At 67.7% G+C, this 16,976-nt stretch carries 18 protein-coding genes; 9 read left to right on the top strand and 9 right to left on the bottom strand.

Features of this window, described 5'->3' with window-relative positions; genetic code table 11:
- Window positions 1–13: 13 nt before the first annotated feature.
- On the bottom strand, window positions 14–817 hold the full coding sequence (locus BST17_RS06470; RefSeq protein ID WP_083056304.1) for a mycofactocin-coupled SDR family oxidoreductase: 804 nt from the start codon (window positions 815–817) through the stop codon (window positions 14–16).
- On the bottom strand, window positions 814–1,644 hold the full coding sequence (locus tag BST17_RS06465) for a mycofactocin-coupled SDR family oxidoreductase (protein ID WP_083056302.1): 831 nt from the start codon (window positions 1,642–1,644) through the stop codon (window positions 814–816). The genes BST17_RS06470 and BST17_RS06465 overlap by 4 nt, the downstream gene beginning before the upstream one ends.
- Window positions 1,645–1,724: 80 nt before the next feature.
- Between BST17_RS06465 and BST17_RS06460 the strand changes: the two genes are divergently transcribed.
- A complete protein-coding gene (locus BST17_RS06460) occupies window positions 1,725–2,375 on the top strand; it encodes a TetR/AcrR family transcriptional regulator (protein ID WP_083056588.1) in 651 nt (216 codons plus the stop codon).
- Here the strand turns inward: BST17_RS06460 and BST17_RS06455 are convergent.
- Both BST17_RS06455 and BST17_RS06450 read right to left on the bottom strand, forming a co-directional pair.
- Window positions 2,326–3,930 (bottom strand): SLC13 family permease, encoded by a 1,605-nt coding sequence (locus tag BST17_RS06455; protein ID WP_083056300.1) that lies wholly within the window; start codon window positions 3,928–3,930, stop codon window positions 2,326–2,328. The genes BST17_RS06460 and BST17_RS06455 overlap by 50 nt on opposite strands.
- Window positions 3,931–4,020: 90 nt before the next feature.
- Window positions 4,021–4,371: a CBU_0592 family membrane protein gene (locus BST17_RS06450; RefSeq protein WP_083056298.1), complete on the bottom strand. Its 351-nt coding sequence runs from the start codon at window positions 4,369–4,371 to the stop codon at window positions 4,021–4,023.
- A gap of 100 nt (window positions 4,372–4,471) precedes the next feature.
- On the opposite strand from BST17_RS06450, the gene BST17_RS06445 reads away from it, so the two are divergent.
- Entirely contained in the window at window positions 4,472–5,401 is a 930-nt protein-coding gene (locus BST17_RS06445; protein ID WP_083056297.1) for a LysR family transcriptional regulator, read from the top strand.
- Here the strand turns inward: BST17_RS06445 and BST17_RS06440 are convergent.
- Window positions 5,370–5,942 (bottom strand): isomerase, encoded by a 573-nt coding sequence (locus tag BST17_RS06440; RefSeq protein ID WP_083056295.1) that lies wholly within the window; start codon window positions 5,940–5,942, stop codon window positions 5,370–5,372. The genes BST17_RS06445 and BST17_RS06440 overlap by 32 nt on opposite strands.
- Window positions 5,943–6,144: 202 nt before the next feature.
- Here BST17_RS06440 and lysE point away from each other — a divergent pair, with 202 nt between their 5' ends.
- From lysE to BST17_RS06415, 5 genes are all read left to right on the top strand, one after another.
- The gene (gene lysE / locus BST17_RS06435; RefSeq protein WP_083056293.1) at window positions 6,145–6,744 is read left to right on the top strand and encodes an L-lysine exporter; all 600 of its coding nucleotides are present in this window, start codon (window positions 6,145–6,147) and stop codon (window positions 6,742–6,744) included.
- Window positions 6,745–6,897: 153 nt separating this feature from the next.
- Window positions 6,898–7,671, top strand: a complete 774-nt coding sequence (locus BST17_RS06430) for an alpha/beta hydrolase (protein WP_083056291.1) — start codon at window positions 6,898–6,900, stop codon at window positions 7,669–7,671.
- Window positions 7,672–7,786: 115 nt separating this feature from the next.
- Complete coding sequence (glgX, locus tag BST17_RS06425; RefSeq protein WP_083056289.1) at window positions 7,787–9,937, top strand: glycogen debranching protein GlgX; 2,151 nt, start codon at window positions 7,787–7,789, stop codon at window positions 9,935–9,937.
- A 30-nt stretch (window positions 9,938–9,967) separates the two neighbouring features.
- A complete protein-coding gene (locus BST17_RS06420) occupies window positions 9,968–10,768 on the top strand; it encodes an alpha/beta fold hydrolase (protein WP_083056287.1) in 801 nt (266 codons plus the stop codon).
- Complete coding sequence (locus tag BST17_RS06415) at window positions 10,765–11,928, top strand: SpoIIE family protein phosphatase (protein WP_083056285.1); 1,164 nt, start codon at window positions 10,765–10,767, stop codon at window positions 11,926–11,928. Before BST17_RS06420 ends, BST17_RS06415 begins: the two co-directional genes overlap by 4 nt.
- Before the next feature lie 12 nt (window positions 11,929–11,940).
- Here BST17_RS06415 and BST17_RS06410 read toward each other — a convergent pair whose 3' ends face one another.
- The 3 genes from BST17_RS06410 to BST17_RS06400 are packed head-to-tail and all read right to left on the bottom strand — an operon-like array spanning window position 11,941 to window position 14,446.
- Window positions 11,941–12,762 (bottom strand): metal ABC transporter permease, encoded by an 822-nt coding sequence (locus BST17_RS06410; protein WP_407937737.1) that lies wholly within the window; start codon window positions 12,760–12,762, stop codon window positions 11,941–11,943.
- 26 nt (window positions 12,763–12,788) lie between these two features.
- Window positions 12,789–13,529 (bottom strand): metal ABC transporter ATP-binding protein, encoded by a 741-nt coding sequence (locus BST17_RS06405; protein WP_083056281.1) that lies wholly within the window; start codon window positions 13,527–13,529, stop codon window positions 12,789–12,791.
- Window positions 13,526–14,446 (bottom strand): metal ABC transporter substrate-binding protein, encoded by a 921-nt coding sequence (locus tag BST17_RS06400; RefSeq protein WP_165762224.1) that lies wholly within the window; start codon window positions 14,444–14,446, stop codon window positions 13,526–13,528. The genes BST17_RS06405 and BST17_RS06400 overlap by 4 nt, the downstream gene beginning before the upstream one ends.
- 124 nt (window positions 14,447–14,570) lie before the next feature.
- Between BST17_RS06400 and BST17_RS06395 the strand changes: the two genes are divergently transcribed.
- Window positions 14,571–14,813 (top strand): hypothetical protein, encoded by a 243-nt coding sequence (locus BST17_RS06395; RefSeq protein WP_083056277.1) that lies wholly within the window; start codon window positions 14,571–14,573, stop codon window positions 14,811–14,813.
- Window positions 14,814–14,821: 8 nt separating this feature from the next.
- Window positions 14,822–15,502 carry an alpha/beta hydrolase family protein gene (locus BST17_RS06390; RefSeq protein ID WP_083056586.1) on the top strand — a complete coding sequence of 227 codons (681 nt, stop codon included), beginning with the start codon at window positions 14,822–14,824 and terminating at the stop codon, window positions 15,500–15,502.
- Window positions 15,503–15,520: 18 nt separating this feature from the next.
- Here BST17_RS06390 and BST17_RS06385 read toward each other — a convergent pair whose 3' ends face one another.
- Window positions 15,521–16,957 (bottom strand): DHA2 family efflux MFS transporter permease subunit, encoded by a 1,437-nt coding sequence (locus BST17_RS06385; protein ID WP_234807561.1) that lies wholly within the window; start codon window positions 16,955–16,957, stop codon window positions 15,521–15,523.
- Window positions 16,958–16,976 lie beyond the last annotated feature (19 nt).

Here is a 16,976-nt window from a genome sequence, read left to right as displayed (position 1 = left end):
TTCGTCGAAGGGATCATCGGATGGTGACGCCCGCGTCGACCTTGAATTCGAGGCCGGTGACATAGCGGGCTTCGTCGGAGATCAGGAACAGGACGGCATTGCTGATGTCGACGGCCTCGGCCATCACGATCGGAAGCGCGTTCTGGAAGACGGGGCCCAGGTCGCTGCGAGTGTCATGGAGCAGTTGGTGTAGCGAGGCCGGTTGCATACCGGTCGGCACCCCGGTCGGATGCACCGTGTTGACCCGGATGCTCATTGCGGCAAGCTCATTGGCCAGCGCCCTGCTCAAGCCCACGACACCCGCCTTGGATGCCGTATACGGGGTGTGCAGTGGTGAGCCCTTGATACCGGCCGCCGAACTGATGTTGACCAGGCTGCCACCGCGGTCCACGAGGTGCGGAATCGCCGCCCGGCAGGTGTTCCACGTCCCGATGAGGTTCACGTCGACGACCGTGCGCCACTGCTGCGAGGTGGTGGTTTCCCAGGTTCCGCCGGTCAGTACGCCGGCGTTCGCGACAGCCGCGTCGAGACCACCGAGCTGGCCGACACCATCGTCGACCGCCGCGGTCAGTGCCCGCTCATCACGTACGTCCACCACGTGGGTGACCGCCCGGCGACCAGCCTTCTCGACCAGCTCGGCCGTCTCCTTCAGCTCGTCCGCGGTGGCAAGCGGGTACTCGATCTCGGGCAGGGATTCGCAGATGTCGACCAGAATGACGTCGGCACCCTCCTGCGCCAATCGGACGGCGTGACTGCGGCCCATACCCCGGGCGGCGCCGGTTATCAGTACGCGTTTGCCCTCGACGCGCCCGCTCATAGCTTGTTGCAGAATCCGGCATCGACCGGGAACGTGACCCCGGTGACGTACTTGGCCTGATCGGACACCAGATATGAGACCGCGGCGCTGATGTCCTCGGGTTCGAGCAGCGAGACCGGCATCGGGTTCTGCAGGTGTGGCCCGCCGTCGGGGTAGGCCTCCAGGAACGCCGTCATGGCCGGGTTGGTCGCCATCATGGTGTTGACCGCCGTGGGATGCACGGTGTTGACCCGGATGTTCTGCGGAGCAAGCGCATTGGCAAGCGTCCGCATCAAGCCGACGATGCCGTGCTTGGAGGCCGCATAACCCAGACCGCCACCCTGCGAGCCGCCGAAGCCCTTCAGTCCCGCCGTCGAGCTGGTGAACACGATGGCGCCACCGCGACCTCCGGCGATCAGATGCGGGATCGCCGCCTTCGCCGTGTGGAACGAGCCCACCAGGTTGACGTCGATGACGGCAGTCCACATCGCAAGGTCTTCTTCGATGCTCACCTCGCGGAAGGCAGTCGGCGCGATACCGGCGTTGGCCAGCACGATGTCCAGCCTGCCGAAGTGCTCGACTCCGGCATCGACAGCGGATCGCAAGGCTCCGAAGTCCCGCACGTCGGCCACCGAAGCGCGCATCTTGCCGCCGGCCGCCTCGACGAGGGCGACGGTCTCATCCAACTCCTGGCGGGACGCCATCGGGTACCCGTTGGCGTCGATGTCGGCGCAGATGTCCACGCCGATGATGTCGGCGCCCTCGGAGGCGAGCCGGACTGCGTGACTACGCCCCTGACCACGCGCCACACCCGTGATGAAGGCGACTCTGCCCTCCAGTGAACCCATTGTTCCTCGCTCCACATCCGTCTGAGTAACCGTGTTACTCCCGGTACAGTAACGTGGTTACTCCACGGAAGGCAAGGGTGATGGCGGCACATGTCCCGTCGGTCGACAGCGGCGACCGATTGCTCGACGTCGTCGCGGAGATGCTCGAGCAGGACGGGTACGACGCGGTGCAGCTGCGCGCGGTGGCCCGCCGGGCGCAGGTGTCGCTGGCCACCATCTATAAGCGGTTCGGCACGCGCGACGAGATGATCTTCGCCGCCCTGCAGCACTGGATGCAGCACAACCGATATGCCGATCTGGGTGGTGACTCCCCGAAATCCGATGCGTCGCTACATGAATCACTGATGCAGCTGTTGCGGCCCATTTTCGAGCCATGGGAGCGCCACCCCAGGATGCTGACCGCCTACTTCCGGGCGCGGTCGTCGGCCCAAGGCCAGCAGTTGTTCCGCTTCGGCCTCGAGCTGGTGGCACCGGCCGGACTCGAACTGTTGGCCGATGTCGACGACGAGTTCGTCGCGAGCCTCGACGCCATCATCACCACCGTCATCTACGGCCTGCTCAGTAGGCACTCGGCCGGCGAGATCGACGTCACCGACATCATCCCCATCCTCGACCAGACGGTGTTCTGGGTGGTCCGCGGTTACGAGTCCGGCACCGCCGAGCCGAAACCGGTTGCGCGCGTCACGAGCCGAGGCCGAGCACCGCGACCATCAAGGGCAACAACGCGATGATGAGGATCGCGCCGGCGATGTCGAAGGTCACGCCGGAGCGGATCATCGTGGTGATGGGCACGGCGCCGGAGCCGTAGACGATGGCGTTCTGCGGCGTGGACACCGGCAGCATGAACCCGAAGGACGCTGCGAAGGTGGCGGCCAGCGCGGGGACGAACGGATTCACTCCTGCGGCAACAGCGATCGGGATGATGATCGGCACCACCACGGCGGCCGAGGCCGTGTTGCTCGTCGTCTCCGAGACAACGATCGCCAGCAGGACCGCGAAGATCGTGATGGCCAGCACGCTGGTGAAGCCGAGGCTGTCGGCCACCGAGGTGCCGATCGTCTCGGCGAGACCGGTGTCGGCGAGCAGGGATCCGAAGATGATGCCGGTGCCGAAGAGCACGACGGTGCCCCAGTCGATTGCCGCGGCATCCTTCCAGCGCAGGGTGAATTCGCGCTGACCCCAGTCGGTGGGCAGCAGAAATAGCAGTGCTGCACCGAAGACCGCGACCGTGCCCTCGTCCAGGCGGTCACTGACGGTCGAATAGATGTCGGAGTCATTGCCGAAGATCAGGGCGATGACGCCCGGCAGCACCCACAGCGTGACGGTGATGCCGAAGGCGATCAAAGTGTTCTTCTCCGCGCGGGACAGCCGACCCATCTCCGCACGCTGCTCAGCCACGTACTCGGTGACGCCCTCGATACGCTTGAGTTCGGGCCTGTTGAGCTTGATCAGGACGAAGGCCAGCACCAGGAACATCGCCAGACAGATCGGGGCGGCCAGCACCATCCACTGCCCGAAGGTGATCTTCTCCCCGGTCGCCTCCTCGATGAGGCCGCGCCCGATCAGGTTGGGCGGACTGCCGACCGGGGTGAGCAACCCACCCACACTCGCCGAATAGGCGAGCATGAGCATGACCGCGGCACCCATCTTGAGCCGCAACGGATCGAAGTCGTCGGCCACCTTGCCCTGCGCCTGCAGGATCTTGGCGACGACGCCGATGATGCCGATCGCGGTCGGTAGCAGCATCGCCACCGTGGCGGTGTTGGACACGAACGCCGAGAGCAGACAGGTGATCGCACCGAAGGCCAGGATGACGCCGGTGGTCGACTGCCCGACACGCGGCAACGCCAGGATGCGGAAGGCGAACCGGCGCGCCAGGCCGTGCTTGAGCATCGCCTGGGCGAGGATGAACGCCCCGATGAAGGTGAATACGGTCGACGATCCGAAGGGCGCCAACACATCATCGACGGGCGCCACGCCGAGGAAGACGATAACGGCGACACCGAGCAGACCGCCGATCGGAATGGGGATCGGCTCGGTCACCCACAGCACGATCACGCCGAGCAGGACACCGGCCAGCGTCTGCTGCTGCGGCGGGATGTCCAACGGCAGCAGCAGGAACACGACGGCCACCACCGGTGCGAGGAACAGACCCACGGTGCGACGGCCCTTTTCGAACCGTTCCTCCTGCGGACTGAGCCGCTGTTCACCGAGGCTCCGGTAGGTGGATCCGCCCATCAGGGCGCTGTCGACATCGGTCTTCTTCACAGGCTGCTCTGTGGTCATGGCCTCTCCTGCACGTCACGCCGTTGTGGCGCAGGTCACTAGCGACCTAGCAGATGTGCCCGTTCGGAGCGCTCGGTAATCCTCGGGCGCTCATGCGCAGGGTTGTGCCTCGGCGGATGCGACCCGAGCGGACGGCGCGGCGATGACCCGCCGCAGCGAGTAACGCGGGGCCGGCATGGTCGAGACGAGCACCAGCCGGTGCCGGCGCGCCTCGCGCAGGTGGGTCGCCAGGGTGGCCGCGCCGATCAACGCCCAGACGAGGTTCGACGCGGCGCTCGGCCAGGCGCCGTACATTCCGGCAGCCACACCCGCCATCACTCCGCCGGCGATGTTCAACGTGGCGTATCGGCGCGACTTGCCGCACAGCCAACCACGACTGACCGCCAGGTACGCGAACAGCGTGCCTACCGCCCCCACCCAACCCAGGGTTGCCGCAATCATCGAGAACCGCCTTCGTGCCAACCGAAACCAGCAGAAGTATCAGCGTCGCAAGCGTTAAACACAATTGAATAAATCTGTACTGTCAGTGTAGTTTTTGTGAATGGACATCGATCCGCGCCGGTTGCGGTATCTGTTGGCGGTGGCCCGCGAGGGCGGCGTCCTGGCCGCGGCCGACGACCTGCAGATGACGCCGTCGGCGGTGTCGCAGCAGATCGCCCGTCTGGAACGGGAGACCGACCGTGTCCTGATCACCCGCACCTCCAACGGTTCGGCGCTGACCCACGAGGGTCAGATCCTGGCCGAGGCCGCCCAGCAGATCGAACGCGCGTTGGTCGAGGCGCAGTTGCAGCTCGAGCGCGGCGAGGCCGAGATCCACGGCACCATGCGCCTCGGTGGGTTCCAGAGTTTCCTGTCCGTGGTGGTCGCACCGATGCTGCCGGAGTGGCGCCATCAGTTGCCCGGTATCCGGTTCGAGGTCGTCGAGGCCGATCAGGAACCGCTGATGCGCGCGCTCAAGGATGGCGAATTGGACGCTGCCATCGTCGAATTGGACTCCGCGGACATTCCGAAGCGGCCGCCGGCCGGCATCGTCGAGGTACCCCTGCTCGACGAGCCGTGGAAGCTGGTCGTGCCGTCGGGCACCCTGGCCTCCGATGTCACCGAACTGGGACGCCTACCGCTGCCCTGGGTCGGGGTCGAACCATCCTCGGCCACGGCCCGGGCGGCCGCGCGGCTCAGCCGGTCCAGCGGGTTGAACCAGCCGATCGTGCACCGCTACTTCGGCACCCAGACCGCACTCGCGCTGGTGGCCGCGGGCGAGGGTATGACGCTCATTCCGATGCTGGCGCTGCGCGGTATGCCGCAGGACGGCGTGGAGACCGTCGACGTGCCCGGGCTGGGGACCCGCCGGGTGGTCCTGCGCAGCTATGCGCGTGGCAAGCACGCGAGCGCGGTGCTCGATGCGGTCCTCGCGCTCATCCACGAGGCGGTGCTCGACATCACAGCCGACGAGGCCGCGCACGCCTCCTGACCAACCGGCCGAACTCGACCGTCGACCGCTTCACCGATTCCACTTCCAGCGACAGCAGCAGCGTGTCGACCATGGCGAACGGCAGCGTGGTCGCGACCGCGCCGCGGCCGTATTCGATATGCCACGATCCGGGGTGCACGGTCAGACCGCGAGCCTGGCCGCGCCGCAGACAGGTGCTCTCACCGGGCAGCAGCGGGGGCAGGGCCTCGGTGTCATCGGATTCGAGATCGAAGGAGTCGATGCGCCCGGCGAGCAGGAATTTGTGGATGTCGACGTGTTTGTAGCGGCCGGAGAATCCCTGGGTCCCGGTGGGCGATCCGAAGATGACCACGTATTCGCGTGGGCTGAAGTAGAGGAACCGCACCTTGCCGAGCACGCCGCCGGCCTTGCTGCCCACCCACCGGCCCGGTCGCGGGTCGATCAGATCCGGGTACTTCTCGGCCAGCAGCCGTGTCGCGGTGCCGACCAGGTCGTCGCCGCCACGGGCTGCGACGTCGGCCGCCACGTCGTGCAGGACGGTCGGGTCGATCCGGTGGGCCATACCGATGACCTTACGGTGCCGCCGGGCTCAATCGGCGGCGGTGATCCAGTCGGCCACCTCGATGGCCCGGTCGATCGGTCCGCGACGGACCGAGCGCAGTGATCTGCCGGCCGACGACCCGCTACCGCGACATTAGTACTGCTAATCCGACGTAAGAATCCTTAGCTGTACTTGATCAGCGCAGCGTTCTAGGGTCGTTCCCATGGCATCACCGCTGTTCATCGGCTTTCTGACCACCATGGCGCTCATCGCCGCGATCGGCGCGCAGAACGCGTTCGTACTGCGTCAGGGTATCCGCGGTGAGCACGTGGTCCCGGTGATCGCGCTCTGTACGGTCTCGGACCTGATCCTGATCGCCGCGGGCATCGCAGGGGTCGGGGCGATCATCACCGCTCACCCCACCGCGGTCACCGTCGTCAAACTCGGCGGGGCGGCGTTCCTCATCGGGTACGGCGCGCTGGCCGCCCGCCGCGCGCTACGGCCGAGCGCACTGACCCCGGCCGCAGAGGCCCCGGCGAGGCTGGTCGAGGTGCTGCTCACCGCGGCCGCGCTGACCTGGTTGAACCCGCACGTCTACCTGGACACCGTGGTGCTGCTCGGCTCGCTGGCCAATGAGCACGACGATCAGCGCTGGCTGTTCGGCGCCGGCGCAGTTGCGGCGAGCGCGCTGTGGTTCACCGGATTGGGCCTGGGCGCTCGGAAGCTGGCCGGACTGTTCGCCAACCCGGCGACGTGGCGGGTTCTCGACATCGTCATCGCCGTGGTGATGGTGGCGCTGGGCGTCTGGATGGCCCTGTCCTAGAAATACCATCGACGGTGCATGCAGATCGTCCTGCCGGTGCTTCGTTCGATCTGAGTGCACGCTCGGCAAGCACACGACCGTTCAGCCCTCGGGCACTGACCACTTACCCGGCAGGTAATTGCCGGGCCGCACCGCGGCGCCGATGATTGCCGCATGAGCGCATCCCGGAAGCCCCCAATCCTGTTGCTGCACGGCGTATTCGGTAGCCCCGAGCTGATCGGGCCGTGGGCCCGGTTCCTGCGCGAGTCGGGCTACGACGTGCATGTTCCGGCGTTCCCGGGCCGCGACCCCAGCGATGACGATGTCCTGGAACACACCGGTGTCGCCGAATGCATCGCGGTCGCGCTGCGCGCCTATGACCAGATCGGGGAACCGGCGATCGTGATCGGGCACAGCTTCGGCGGCCTCGTCGCGCAGAAGGTTGCCGCCGCCCGGGACTGCGTCGCGGTGGTGCTGCTCGCCGCCGTCCCGCCCGGGGTGCTGTGGCCCCAGCTGCGATCCCTACCGCACCTGTTCCCGGTGCTGCCGGCGATCCTGGCCGGGCGTGCCTTCCGGCCGTCGGCCTCCACCATGCGGGCGGTGCCGCTGCGCACCCTGCCCACCGCCGAGCAGGAGGCCCTGATTCCCCGCCTCGTCCGCGACTCGGGCCGGGTGTTCCGCACCATGTCGCTGGGCTCACCGATCATGCGGGTCAAGGCGGCCGCGGTCACCTGCCCGGTGCTGGTGCTCGTGGCCGGGGCGGACCGCAACGTCGCGCCGTGGATGTCGCGCCGGCTGGCCGCCAGATATGGCGCCGAGCGCCACGACCATCCGGGACTACCGCACTGGATCATCGCCGAGTCCGCGTTGCCGCGGGTAGGTCCGCCGACGCTGGCGTGGCTGCAGCGGGTGGCCCCGGGCCGGTCTGGACCGGCGGCCGACGAGTGACCCAATTCGCAGCGTAGGGACGGGGCTGAGCGGGTACACCGACACACCGATAAGAACGCACCGTGTTCGTCGCCGACGCCGAACTGCGCGACCTGTCAGCCAGAGAAGGAAGCACATGCCGGAAACGCCCCACCCGACGCCGTCCGACCCGACCCAGGAGGTGTGGCCGGGCAAGGCCTATCCGCTGGGTGCCACCTACGACGGTTCCGGCACCAACTTCGCGCTGTTCAGCGAGGTCGCCGAGAAGGTCGAGCTGTGCCTGTTCGACGCCGACGGCAACGAGACCCGCTACCGGCTGCCCGAGGTCGACGGCTTCATCTGGCATGGATTCCTGCCGGCCATCGAACCCGGACAGCGCTACGGCTACCGGGTGCACGGACCCAACGATCCGGATGCCGGGCACCGGTGCAACCCGAACAAGCTGCTGCTCGACCCCTACGCCAAGGCCATCGACGGCAACTTCCACTGGGATCAGTCGCTGTTCGGGTACAACTTCGGCGAACCGGAGAGCCGCAACGACGACGACTCCGCGGCCAGCATGCCCAAGTCGGTGGTCGTCAACCCGTACTTCGACTGGGGTGTGGACCGCCCACCGCAGCGCGAGTACGCCGACAGCTTCATCTACGAGGCCCACGTCAAGGGTCTGACCGAAACGCACCCGGACATCCCCGACGCGATCCGCGGCACCTATGCCGCGATCGGCCACCCGGCGATCATCGAGCATCTGCAGTCCCTCGGGGTGACCGCCATCGAGTTGATGCCGGTGCACCACTTCGCCAACGACTCCACCCTGATCGACAAGGGGTTGTCCAACTACTGGGGCTACAACACCATCGGCTTCTTCGCCCCCGACTCGAAGTATTCGAGCAGTTCCACCCCGGGCGGGCAGGTCCAGGAGTTCAAGGCGATGGTGCGCACCCTGCACGAGGCCGGGATCGAGGTCATCCTCGACGTCGTCTACAACCACACCGCCGAGGGCAATCACATGGGCCCGACGTTGTCGATGCGGGGTATCGACAATGCCGCCTACTACCGGCTGGTCGACGATGACAAGCGCTACTACATGGACTACACCGGCACCGGCAACAGCCTCAACGTCGGGCACCCCCACTCGCTGCAGCTGATCATGGATTCGCTGCGGTACTGGGTGACCGAGATGCACGTCGACGGGTTCCGGTTCGACCTGGCCTCCACGCTGGCCCGCGAGTTCTACGACGTCGACAAGCTGTCGACCTTCTTCGAACTGGTCCAGCAGGATCCCACGGTGAGCCAGGTGAAGCTGATCGCCGAACCGTGGGATGTCGGGCCCGGCGGCTACCAGGTGGGCAACTTCCCGCCGCAGTGGACGGAGTGGAACGGCAAGTACCGCGACACGGTGCGCGACTTCTGGCGCGGCGAGGACGCCAGCCTTGGCGAGTTCGCGTCCCGGCTCACCGGCTCCGCCGACCTCTACGAGCACACCGCTCGCCGGCCGGTCGCATCGATCAACTTCGTCATCGCCCACGACGGATTCACGCTGCGCGACCTGGTGTCCTACAACGAGAAACACAACGAGGCCAACGGCGAGGACAACAACGACGGCGAGAGTCACAACCGTTCGTGGAACTGCGGGGTGGAGGGTCCCACCGACGACCCGGAGATCCTGGCGCTGCGCGCCCAGCAGGAGCGCAACTTCCTGACCACGCTGTTGCTGTCCCAGGGTGTGCCGATGATCTGCCACGGCGACGAACTCGGCCGCACCCAGGGCGGCAACAACAACGGCTACTGCCAGGACAACGAGATCACCTGGATCAACTGGGCCGACGCCGACCAGAACCTGCTCGACTTCACCGCCAAGCTGGCCGCCCTGCGCGCCGAGCACCCGGTGTTCCGGCGACGCCGGTTCTTCAATGGCCGGCCGGTGCGACAACGCGGTTCGGTGGGGGTGCCGGACATCTCCTGGTTCCGCCCCGACGGCTCGGAGATGAACGATGAGGACTGGGACACCGGATTCGGGAAGTCGGTGGCCGTCTTCCTGAACGGCAACGGCATCCCCGACCTGGATCCGCGCGGCCAGCGCGTCACCGACGACTCGTTCGTGATCTGCTTCAACGGCCACCATGAACCGCTGGAGTTCACGCTGCCCCCCGCCGAGTTCGGCGAAGCCTGGGTACCGGTCATCGACACCGCAGCCGCCCCCGAGGTCACCGAGGAGGCTGTCCCGGCCGGCGCCGCGCGCAAGCTCGCCGCGCGGTCGGTCACCGTCTTCCAACAGGTCACCGACTGACCCCAGGCGCGCGCCCTATGCTGAGCGATCATGGACGCGCGCGTCAGGAACAACGTCAACCAGCTCGGCGCCGAGGGTGCGCCGGTGCTGCTGTTGGCGCACGGTTTCGGCTGCGACCAGAACCTCTGGCGACCGGTCGCCGAGCGGTTGGGCGACCGGTTCCGGATCGTGCTGATGGATCATGTCGGTGCCGGGGCCTCCGATCCCGCCGCGTGGGAGGTCGAGAAGTACTCGACGCTGGCCGGCTACGCCGAGGACGTCCTCGATATCGTGCGCGAGCTGGATCTGCGCGAGGTGACCTTCGTCGGGCACTCGGTGGCCGCCATGATCGGCGCGCTGGCCATCACCGCCGAGCCGGAGCGGTTCGCCAAGCTCGTCATGGTCACGCCGTCACCGCGTTATATCGACGACGGCGACTACCGGGGTGGGTTCTCGCGGGCCGATATCGAGGAACTGCTGGAATCGATGGACGCGAACTACCTCGGGTGGTCGCACGCCATGGCACCGGTCATCATGGGCAACCCGGATCGCCCGGACCTGCACGCCGAGTTGGAGGCGACGTTCTGCCGCACCGACCCGGACCGGGCCCGGGTGTTCGCCCGGGCGACCTTCCTCGGCGACAACCGCGCCGACCTGGCCGACGTCCCGGTCCCCACGCTGGTGGTCGAATGCTCGCAGGACGCGATCGCGCCACGCGAGGTGGGCGCCTACGTGCATGCGCACGTGCCCGACAGTGAACTGGTCACCCTCGACGCGATCGGTCACTGCCCGCACGTCAGCGATCCGGATGCCACGGCATCGGCCATCGCGGCGTTCGCCGGGCCGACATGACCGAACCGGACCACGCGGACTTCTGGGACAACTCGCCTTCGGGGCATCTGATCCTCACCGATCAAGGGCGGATCGTGGCGGCCAACGCCACCTTCGTGACGTGGACCGGCCATCCGGCGGAGTATCTGCGAGACAAGTCCTTCGCCGAACTGCTCACCGTGGGCGGGCGCATCCACTACGAGACGCACTTCGCGCCGATCCTGCGGATGACTGGCACCCTGGACGGGGTCACCGTCGATGTCCGCGCCGCGGACGGTTCGAAGTTGCCGATGTTCTTGACCGCCAATGTCAGAGCCGCGTCGGAGGAGAGCCCCGAGACGTGGCGCGTGACCGCGGTGGACGCCTCCGACCGGCGGGCATACGAACGCGAACTGCTCGAGCAGCGGCGGCGCGCCGAGCAGGAACGGGAACGGGCCAGGGCTTTCGCCGACACCCTGAGCCGCTCCCTGCGACCCCCCTTGCTCTCACCGCCGCCCGGGCTCGAAGCCGCCGATCACTACCACGCCGCCGCTGCGGAGGACGTCGGCGGCGACTTCTACGACCTCTTTCCGTTGTCGACCGACACCTGGGGGTTCTTTCTCGGTGATGTCTCGGGCAAGGGGGTCGACGCCGCGGTCATCACCGGACTCACCCGCTACGTGCTGCGATCGGCAGCGGTGTTCGACGACGATCCGCTGCAGGTGCTGCACAACCTCAACGCCGTCCTGCAGCAGCGGTTGGGTGTCCCCGTGCACCGGATGTGCACCGTGGTCTACGGCAATCTGGTGCGCCGCGGTGACGGCTTCGACGTCGAGCTGGCCAGTGCCGGGCATCCACCGCCGTTGCTGCTGACCGGCGACGGAAACGCCTATTTCGCCGACACGCAGGGCGGTCAGGCCGTCGGCATGATCGAGAATCCGCACTTCCTGAGTGCCCGAATGCATCTCGGCCCCGGCGACACCCTGGTGCTCTACACCGACGGCCTACCCGAGGCGCGGGTGGGACCCGGCCAGGAACGCTACGACGACGACGGCAAGACCCTGCTGCGGTTCGCCCGCCGGCTCGCCCCGGCCGACCCGGTGACCGTCATCGACGCCGTCGGTGCTCTGCTGTCCGAACTTGCCGGCGGCGTCGACGACGACGTCGCGGTGCTCGCGTTCGGCGTCCCGACGAGCGGTTGAGGACCCGCGGTCTCAGGCCCGGGCCCGGTGGAGCCGGGTGGCGAGCAGTCCGTGGCGGGGACCGAACAGGTAGGCAACGGTGAACGCGATCCCGTTGGCGAGCACCACCATCGGTCCCGACGCGGTGTCCAGGTAGTAGCTGGTGTACAGGCCCACCAGGGCGCTGCCGGACGCGATGGCCGGGGCGATGACCAGCATCTGGGCGAACCGGTCGGTCAACAGGTAGGCCGTGGCGCCCGGGGTGATCAGCAGCGCGACCACCAGCACCACCCCGACGGCCTGCAACGCCACCACCGCGGTCAGGGCGAGCAGGCCGAGCAGGGCGGCGCTGAGCAGCCGGGGATTGATGCCGATGGCGTGCGCGTGACTGGGATCGAAGGCGTACAGGGTGAAGTCGCGGCGTTTGACGATCAGCACCGCCAACACGACGGCGCCGAGCACCGCCACCTGTAGCAGGTCCGCCCGGGACACCCCGAGCAGATTGCCGAAGATGATGTGGTTCAGGTCGATCTGGCTCGGGGTGACCGATATCAGCACCAGACCGAGCGCGAACAGCGTCGTGAAGACCACGCCGATGGCCGCGTCCTCCTTGGTCCGACTGGTATTTCGAACGACACCGATGAGAGCGACCGCAGCGAACCCGAAGACGATGGCGCCCAACGCGAACGGGGCGCCGACGATGTAGGCCAGCACCACCCCCGGCAGCACCGCATGCGAGACGGCATCACCCATCAGTGACCATCCGATCAGCACGAGCCAGCAGGACAGCGTGGCGCACACGACCGAGGCAATAAGGGTGGTTGCGGTCGCGCGCACCATGAACTCGAGGCGCATCGGTTCGAGCAGGAACTCCACGATGTTCACCGCTCACCCGCGTCCAGCACGTCGAGGCCGAAGGCGCGGGCCAGGTTCTGTGGTTGCAGCACCACGTCGGGACGGTCGTGCATCAGGACCGTGCGCATCAGCAGGACAGCCTCATCGGCCAGATCGGGAAGTGCGCGCAGGTCGTGGGTGGACACCAGGATGGTCGCCCCGCTGTCGGCGAACTCGCGCAGCAACGCGCTGATGGTCGCCTCGCTGCGGGTGTCGACACCGGCGAAAGGTTCGTCCAGCAACAGCAATTCGGCCTCCTGGGCGATGCAGCGGGCCAGGAACGCCCGTTTGCGCTGCCCTCCGGACAGCTGCCCGATCTGCCGGTGGCGGTAGTCGGCAAGGTCGACCCGTTCCAGCGCCTGCTCCACCGCCCGCTTGTCCGCCGGGCGCGCGCGGCGTACCGGACCCATCCGGCCGTACCGGCCGGTCAGCACGACGTCGTACACCGACAGCGGGAACGCCCAGTCGATGTCCTCGCTCTGCGGCATGTACCCCACCACGCCGGCCCGCCGGGCCCGCGCCGGATCGGTCCCGTTGATCCGCACCGCCCCGCTGTCCGGGCGAACCAGACCCATGATCGCCTTGAACAGCGTCGACTTACCGGAGCCGTTCATGCCGACCAGCCCACAGATCCGACCCGGGTCGATCGTCACGGACGCCTCCTGCAACGCAGGCACCTGTCCGTAGTGCACGGTGACCGAATCCACCTGCAGGGCCGGAGTGCTCACGGGACCCGCTTGGCGGTCAGGGCGGTGGCGATGGTGTCGGCATCGTGGCGGATGAGGTCGAGATAGGTCGGTACCGGACCGTCTGCCGCGGACAACGAATCGACGTAGAGCACGCCGCCGAAGTCGGCGCCGGTCGCTTCCACGACACGCTGCATGGGTGCGTCGGACACGGTGGACTCGCAGAACACCGCGGGCACCCTGTTGGTCTCGACGAAGTCGATGGTCGAGGCGATCTGCTGCGGGGTGGCCTGCTGCTCGGCGTTGACCGCCCAGATGTACTTCTCGGTCAGACCCGCGTCGCGCGCCAGATAGGAGAAGGCGCCCTCGCAGGTGACCAGTGCACGCTCGTCGGGCGGCAGCGCGTCGAGTTCGGCGACCAGGTCGTCGTGTACCTGCTGGAGCCGGCCGCGGTAGTCGGCGGCATTGCGCTTGTAGTCCTCGGCATGCGCGGGATCCAGTTCCGCGAACGCCGCCGCCATGTTGTCGGCGTAGATCTGGACGTTGAGCGGGGACATCCAGGCGTGTGGGTTGGGCATCCCGGCGTAGGCGTCGTCGACGATGTCCACCGGGGTGACGCCCGCGCTGACCACCACGTGCGGAACGTCGAGCCCGTCGACGAACTGGGCGAACCACGCCTCCAGGTTCAGGCCGTTGTCCAGGATCAGATCGGCCCGGGCGGCCTTCTTGACATCGCCGGGGGTGGGCTCGTAGCCGTGGATTTCCGCGCCCGGTTTGGTGATGGACTCGACCGTCAGGTGGTCACCGGCGACATTGGCCGCGATGTCGGCGAGCACGGTGAAGGTGGTCAGCACGGTCGGCCGGTCCGTCGAGGACGAGTCGGTCCCGGGGGCGCAGGCCGCGGTCAGGACGGCCACGGCCAGGGCCGCCGCACCGCGGAGACTCCATGAACCACGCATCGCACCATTTCCCATTTCGCCGACTCGATTCCCAGGTTTCGGTAAGCCGAAACCTTAAAGGTGGATTCACCTGATCGGCAAGCGCGCGGGTTTAACGCGGCTGCTTTCGGGCTACCACGCCAGCATGGCTGACACACCGACCGACGGCATCATCGACGACGCGGCACCCGGCGACATCGTCTCGCTGGACAACCGCGCGGGCGCGCACAAGGTGGTGCACAAGGAAGAGGTGGACGCCGGCTACCTGGTCACCTTCGAGGCCGATGACGGTGAGACGTTCCAACTCGAGCTGGCTGCCGGGACACCGGCGCGGCGTGCACTGGAATCCAAGTGGGAGTCCAGCCAGAGCCCCACCCCGCACTCGTGAGCGAGTCGATGCGCACCGCCGAGTACGCCCCGGGCCGGCCGGCCGACATCTACGGCACCCCGGGCCCGGCCACCGCGTTGTTGTGGCACGGCACGCAGACCGACTCGCGCGCCGCCGTCCAGATCCTGGCTCAGGCGCTGGCCGACCGCGGCCTCGCCGTGATCGCCCCGGACTGGGACTCCCATGCTCCCGACGGCGGCCGATCGGACCTGCTGGCCTCGGCCACGTTCGCACAGCAGCAGGCCTCCGGCGCCGGTCTGGTCATCATCGGCTGGTCGCTGGGCGGTGTCGCCGCCGCGGGGCTGACCCTGCGCGCGTCGGAGCTGAACATCGCTGTGACGCATACGGTCTGCCTGAGCGGAGCATTCTGGGCCGACGACCCCATCTCCGGTGGTGTGGTGCAGTCCGGCGCACCCGCCGGAGCGACACCCACACCGTTCACGCTGCTCACCGGCGACGCCGATGACGTCGTACCCGCGTCGGCCTCCATCGAGTTCGCGGCCGAGCTGCGGGTGATCGGCTGGCCCGCCGAGGTCATCGAACTACCGGCCGACCACGGGTCGATCGCGGGTGCCCGGTACGTCCCCGACGAGGACCGGTACGAGGCGGCCGACGATCCGCAGACCCGCAACGTCGTGGATGCCGTGGCGGAGCTGATTCTCGCGCGCACCGGGCATTCCGGGCGCTGATCGCCACCGCACCATCCGTCAGTGCACCGGTGTACCGCCCGCCGGGCTCGGTTCCGATGCGGTGAAGAACGCCGCGATCACCGCGACCGCACCGATGGCGGCCGCCGCGACGAACGCCGCGTGCACCCCCGGCATGTCCGGTGCGCCACCGGATGCGGACGCCTTGGCCATCACGGTCACGAACAGCGCAGTGCCGGCCGCGCCCGCGACCTGCTGCAGGGTGGTCATGATGGCGCTGCCGTGCGAGTACAACCGGTCCGGTAGCACCCCGAGCGCGTCGGTCATCAACGGCGTGAACATCATGGCCAGCCCGACCATCATGATCGTCTGCAGCACAACGAGTTCCCAGATCGGCGTGGACGCCGACAACATCGCGAAGCCGCACAGCGCGAGGAACAGCATGACCGAGCCCGGCACCACGAGCCGGCGGGCGCCGTGCCGGTCATACACCCGACCGACCAGCGGGCCCGCCACCCCCATCAACAACCCGCCCGGCAGGCTCGTCAGCCCGGCGATCAGCGCGCTCTGCCCCAGCACATCCTGCACATACAGCGGGATCATGATGATGGCGCCGAACAGACCCATGAATCCGATGACCACCAGGCCCACCGACACCGCAAATCGCCGGTAGGTGAAGGGGCTCAGATCCAGGAACGCCCGCTGAACACGCTGCAATTGCAGCTGCCGCGCGCCGAAGGCGACCATCGCGACCGCGCCCACCGTCAGCGGAATCCACGCCGGCACACCCTGCCCACCGTGACCGCCCAGTTCCGATAGGCCGAACACCAGACCGGCGAACGCGAGGGCCGACAGCGGCACCGATACGGCGTCGATCGGGGTGGGTTGCTCGCGCTCATCGGCCACCCGCAGCCACACCACCCCCGCCGCGAAGGCGAGCAGAGCGATGGGCAGCACGATCCAGAACGTCCACCGCCAGTTCAGCGATCCGAGGATGAAGCCCGACAGGGTCGGTCCCACCGCCGGGGCGACCGCGATGACGATCGAGATGGTGCCCATCGTCTGTCCGCGCCGTTCGGCCGGGATCAGTTTCATCACCGTGGTCATCAACAGTGGCACCATCACCGCGGTACCGCAGGCCTGCACGATGCGACCGGTCAGCAGTACCGGGAAGCCGGGGGCCAACGCCGAGATCAGCGTGCCGCCGCTGAACAGCGACATGGCGGCCACGAAGATGGTGCGCACCGGAAAGCGTTGCAGCAGGGAGCCGGACATCGGGATGACCACGGCCATGGTCAGCAGGAAGCCACTGGTCAACCATTGGGCGGTGCGCGCCGCGATGTCCAGATCCACGATCAGCACCGGCAGCGCGACGCTCATGATGGTCTCGTTGAGAATCATGACGAAGGCGGAGAACACCAGCAGCGCGATGATGACGCCCGCGCTCGGCGGGGCCGTCGACTGCCGTTCACTACCCACGATGGGCCCGGTACTCAATTCACACTCCCTGGATTGC

This window comes from Mycolicibacterium bacteremicum (assembly GCF_002086115.1).
Taxonomy (GTDB): domain Bacteria; phylum Actinomycetota; class Actinomycetes; order Mycobacteriales; family Mycobacteriaceae; genus Mycobacterium; species Mycobacterium bacteremicum.
This window is presented reverse-complemented; position numbering and strand designations above follow the sequence as displayed.

Coding starts and splice junctions, on each gene's coding strand:
- BST17_RS06470 (WP_083056304.1), bottom strand. CDS start 817: ATGAGCGGGCGCGTCGAGGGCAAACGCGTACTGATAACCGGCGCCGCC.
- BST17_RS06465 (WP_083056302.1), bottom strand. CDS start 1,644: ATGGGTTCACTGGAGGGCAGAGTCGCCTTCATCACGGGTGTGGCGCGT.
- BST17_RS06460 (WP_083056588.1), top strand. CDS start 1,725: ATGGCGGCACATGTCCCGTCGGTCGACAGCGGCGACCGATTGCTCGAC.
- BST17_RS06455 (WP_083056300.1), bottom strand. CDS start 3,930: ATGACCACAGAGCAGCCTGTGAAGAAGACCGATGTCGACAGCGCCCTG.
- BST17_RS06450 (WP_083056298.1), bottom strand. CDS start 4,371: ATGATTGCGGCAACCCTGGGTTGGGTGGGGGCGGTAGGCACGCTGTTC.
- BST17_RS06445 (WP_083056297.1), top strand. CDS start 4,472: ATGGACATCGATCCGCGCCGGTTGCGGTATCTGTTGGCGGTGGCCCGC.
- BST17_RS06440 (WP_083056295.1), bottom strand. CDS start 5,942: ATGGCCCACCGGATCGACCCGACCGTCCTGCACGACGTGGCGGCCGAC.
- lysE (WP_083056293.1), top strand. CDS start 6,145: ATGGCATCACCGCTGTTCATCGGCTTTCTGACCACCATGGCGCTCATC.
- BST17_RS06430 (WP_083056291.1), top strand. CDS start 6,898: ATGAGCGCATCCCGGAAGCCCCCAATCCTGTTGCTGCACGGCGTATTC.
- glgX (WP_083056289.1), top strand. CDS start 7,787: ATGCCGGAAACGCCCCACCCGACGCCGTCCGACCCGACCCAGGAGGTG.
- BST17_RS06420 (WP_083056287.1), top strand. CDS start 9,968: ATGGACGCGCGCGTCAGGAACAACGTCAACCAGCTCGGCGCCGAGGGT.
- BST17_RS06415 (WP_083056285.1), top strand. CDS start 10,765: ATGACCGAACCGGACCACGCGGACTTCTGGGACAACTCGCCTTCGGGG.
- BST17_RS06410 (WP_407937737.1), bottom strand. CDS start 12,762: ATGCGCCTCGAGTTCATGGTGCGCGCGACCGCAACCACCCTTATTGCC.
- BST17_RS06400 (WP_165762224.1), bottom strand. CDS start 14,446: ATGCGTGGTTCATGGAGTCTCCGCGGTGCGGCGGCCCTGGCCGTGGCC.
- BST17_RS06395 (WP_083056277.1), top strand. CDS start 14,571: ATGGCTGACACACCGACCGACGGCATCATCGACGACGCGGCACCCGGC.
- BST17_RS06390 (WP_083056586.1), top strand. CDS start 14,822: ATGCGCACCGCCGAGTACGCCCCGGGCCGGCCGGCCGACATCTACGGC.